Source organism: uncultured Proteiniphilum sp. (assembly GCF_937873925.1).
Lineage (GTDB): Bacteria > Bacteroidota > Bacteroidia > Bacteroidales > Dysgonomonadaceae > Proteiniphilum.
This window is the reverse complement of sequence record NZ_CALNAT010000247.1, coordinates 1-3,467: the sequence shown is the minus strand read 5'-3', so window position 1 is coordinate 3,467 and position 3,467 is coordinate 1. Positions and strand designations below refer to the sequence as shown.

The 3,467-nt window shown below is 40.0% G+C and carries 2 protein-coding genes; both read left to right on the top strand.

Annotated elements, in window-relative coordinates; translation table 11 throughout:
* On the top strand, positions 1-1,095 hold a 1,095-nt coding region (locus Q0502_RS17390), incomplete at its 5' end, for a Gfo/Idh/MocA family oxidoreductase (protein ID WP_298653597.1).
* A gap of 119 nt (positions 1,096-1,214) precedes the next feature.
* Positions 1,215-3,467, top strand: a 2,253-nt coding sequence (locus tag Q0502_RS17385; protein ID WP_298653595.1) for a SusC/RagA family TonB-linked outer membrane protein, incomplete at its 3' end; no start/stop codon positions are given.

Below are 3,467 nucleotides of genomic sequence, written 5' to 3'. Positions count from 1 at the left end.
GCGGCAGATTTTAAAAAGAGATATCCCAATCAGACAGCCGACATGAAATTATATAAGGATTTTCGGGAAGTGCTGGACAATAAGGATATTGATGGTGTGATAATTGCTACTCCTGATCATTGGCATACTTATATGTTCTGTGAAGCCATGAAAGCCGGAAAAGCAATTTACGTAGAAAAACCGGTTGCGAATTCCATAGCCGAATGTAATACCATGGTAGATTTCCAGAAGAGATATAATGGAATTGTCACAACTGGGTTATGGCAGACCAGTCAGCGTTATTTTCGCGGTGCAAATGATATTTTGCGAACCGGAGTATTGGGAGATGTTTATAAAGTACATATTTGGTTGTGTCAAGGAACCAATCCGCGTCCTGTTACGGCAGATAGTGCGGTGCCATCTACTTTGGATTGGGATATGTGGTTGGGACCAGCTCCTCATAGACCCTATAATCAATCTCGTCATAGAAATTGGAGGAGCTATTGGGATTATGGTGGTGGTCAGCAAACCGATTGGGGTGTTCACTGGATTGACTCAGCTTTTGATGGATTGGAAGCGTTGGGCCTGAACAATCGGACTTTTCCCAAAGCAGTATTCTCCAGTGCATATAAACATCCTGATTCATTCAATGAGACACCAAGTGTCCAATCTACTATTTTTGAATACGAGACCTTCCATATCGAGTGGGCTCAACAGGTTGCTCATCTGTATAACCGTAATCAGGGAGTTGCTTGGATAGGGAGCAATGGTACACTAATCTGTAATAGAGATGGATATGAATTGATCCCTGTAAAGGATCGTGATGGAGAACCATTGGCCCAACCATATCAGATGACTGGCCCATTTGAATACAGAGGTGTCATTGATCACGCAACCAACTGGGGGGAATGTATAAGAAAAGGAACAACCGAAACCAATAGTCCGATAGAAAAAGGAGCTTTTTCAACCATTTTAGCTCATATGGCTAATATTTCATATCGTACAGGTACTAAAGTTGTGTATAACCCGAAGACACGTAATTTCGAAGATAATTCGATAGCGGAAACATTCCTGAAGCCATCCTACAGGGCTTCATGGAAATTTCCAACCCTTTAATCTTTATATTGAATCAATTTAAGATTACCGATAAACAGAGTGTTAACCTGATTTATCCGGTTGCAGAAGTCTCGTATTATCGGTAAAGTTTACCTCACTCTAAATTCTACTAAAACATTATGCAAAAAAAATTAAGTTGTTTATTTAAGAGGTATGAATTTGTCTTTCAGATAAAATGGAGACATTTCCTCATTGTGTGTATGTTAGTCTTATTGTCTGTACAACATGTAAATGCTCAAAACAACACTATTAAAGGAGTTGTTCTGGATGCTGTTACCAAAGAGGCTATTATAGGGGCAAATGTGGTTGTCAAAGGGACAACTATTGGAACTGCAACCGACATGGATGGGAATTTCGAATTTATGGGACCTGTCAATAGTACGTTGGTTGTTTCTTATGTCGGTTATATGGAGAAAGAAGTTCTCTTTACCGGATCAATTCCGTTAGAGATTCTTATGGAGGATGATAGTTTTTTGTTAGGTGAGATTGTTGCCATTGGGTATGGATCTCAGAGAAGGAAAGAACTAACCGGATCGGTTGCCGGTTTGAAAGAAAATGATTTGAATAAGGGAGTACAGACTAACCCTATGGGGATGATACAGGGGAAGGTTGCAGGTTTGAACATCTCTAAACCAAATAGTGGAGACCCGAATGCCGATTATGTATTTCAATTGCGAGGAACCTCTTCACTTCAAGGCAATACATCTCCTCTGATTATTATTGATGGAATTCCACAGGGGGATCTTTCTGCTATCCCTCAGGATGATATTGAAAGTATAGATATTCTTAAGGACGGTTCTGCCGCAGCTATCTACGGTACACGTGGAACAAATGGTGTGATTCTGGTAACGACTAAGCGTGGTAGTGCAGGAAAAATGTCGACTTCTTATCGTGGCTATTTGTCTACTTCCTCTATCTTGAACAAATTGAATATTCTTAATAGAACAGAGTTTCTTGCAAACGGAGGAAATGATCGTGGCACAGATACTGATTGGATTGGTGAATTGACACGCACTCCTTTTATCCATTCACACAACCTCTCAATTACTGGAGGTACAAACGAATTTAATTATCGAGCGTCACTTTCTTACAAGGATAATCCTGGTATAGCGATCAAGACCGGTTATGATGAGTTGATAGGTCGGTTTGTAGCAAATCAGACTTTGTTGGAAGGAAGAGTTTCTATAGCTTATGATGCGACATATCGCCGCTATAACAGAGAGACATCTAATAATGATAATTCTGCTTTTAAACATGCAACACATTACAACCCTACTGCCCCTGTTTATGATTCCAGCCGTGATGACTCTGGCGGTTACTATCAGTTGGATGTGCAGAACTATTCAAATCCAGTTGCGCAGATTAAACAAAGCGACATGCATACCAAGGGTGGAACATTCCAGGGATCAGCCCGCATTGGGATTGATATTATCGATGGGTTGCGTGCCCAGATATTTGGATCGATCAGGCATAACGATCAGGCTCAAGGCCGATATTCCTCACGTGAAATTTATAATACATCAGATTACGGTCGTGCAACCCGTCGGTATGATAACAGACAGAACAAGACTATAGAAACAACGATTGATTATGTTAAGAATTTTGGGAAGCATAATTGGGTTCTGTTGGGAGGTTATTCTTATGAACATAACTTTCATGAATGGTTTGAGGTATTTAACAGCAACTATGATTCGGATGTCTTTTCTTATTATAATCTGGGGGCAGGCTCAAAACTAATAAATGATCCATCTCAGAGTATGATGCAGAGTTTTGTTACGCAAGATAATCTTGTTTCATTCTTGGGGCGTGTTAATTATAATTACGATGAGCGGTATTTACTTTCTGCATCGATACGACATGAAGCATCTACTCGTCTGGGAGCTAATCACAAATGGGGTACTTTCCCTGCTGTTAGTTTAGGATGGCGCTTAAGTAACGAAGCTTTTATGAAGGATATTGATTGGATTAATGAATTGAAACTTCGTTTGGGGTTTGGTGTAACAGGTAATATGCCTTCAGATAATTTTAAATCGTTGCCAATGATGGGGGTCACCGGTCGCTATTATGATCACTCTTCAGGAAGATGGATCAGTGCTTACGGTCCTACACAAAATTTAAATGAAGATATTAAATGGGAAAAGAAAGCAGAATGGAATCTCGGGATTGATTGGGCCTTACTCAATAATCGTGTGAATATAACAATTGATGCTTATTCGCGTAAAGTTACCGATTTATTGTACATTTATAAAGTTCCCACTCCTCCGTATCAATACCCGGAAATGCTGGCGAATGTAGGAGATGCAACCAGTAAAGGGTTGGAATTCTCTATATCGGCAATTCCTGTTCGAAATATGGACTTCTCATGGAACCGT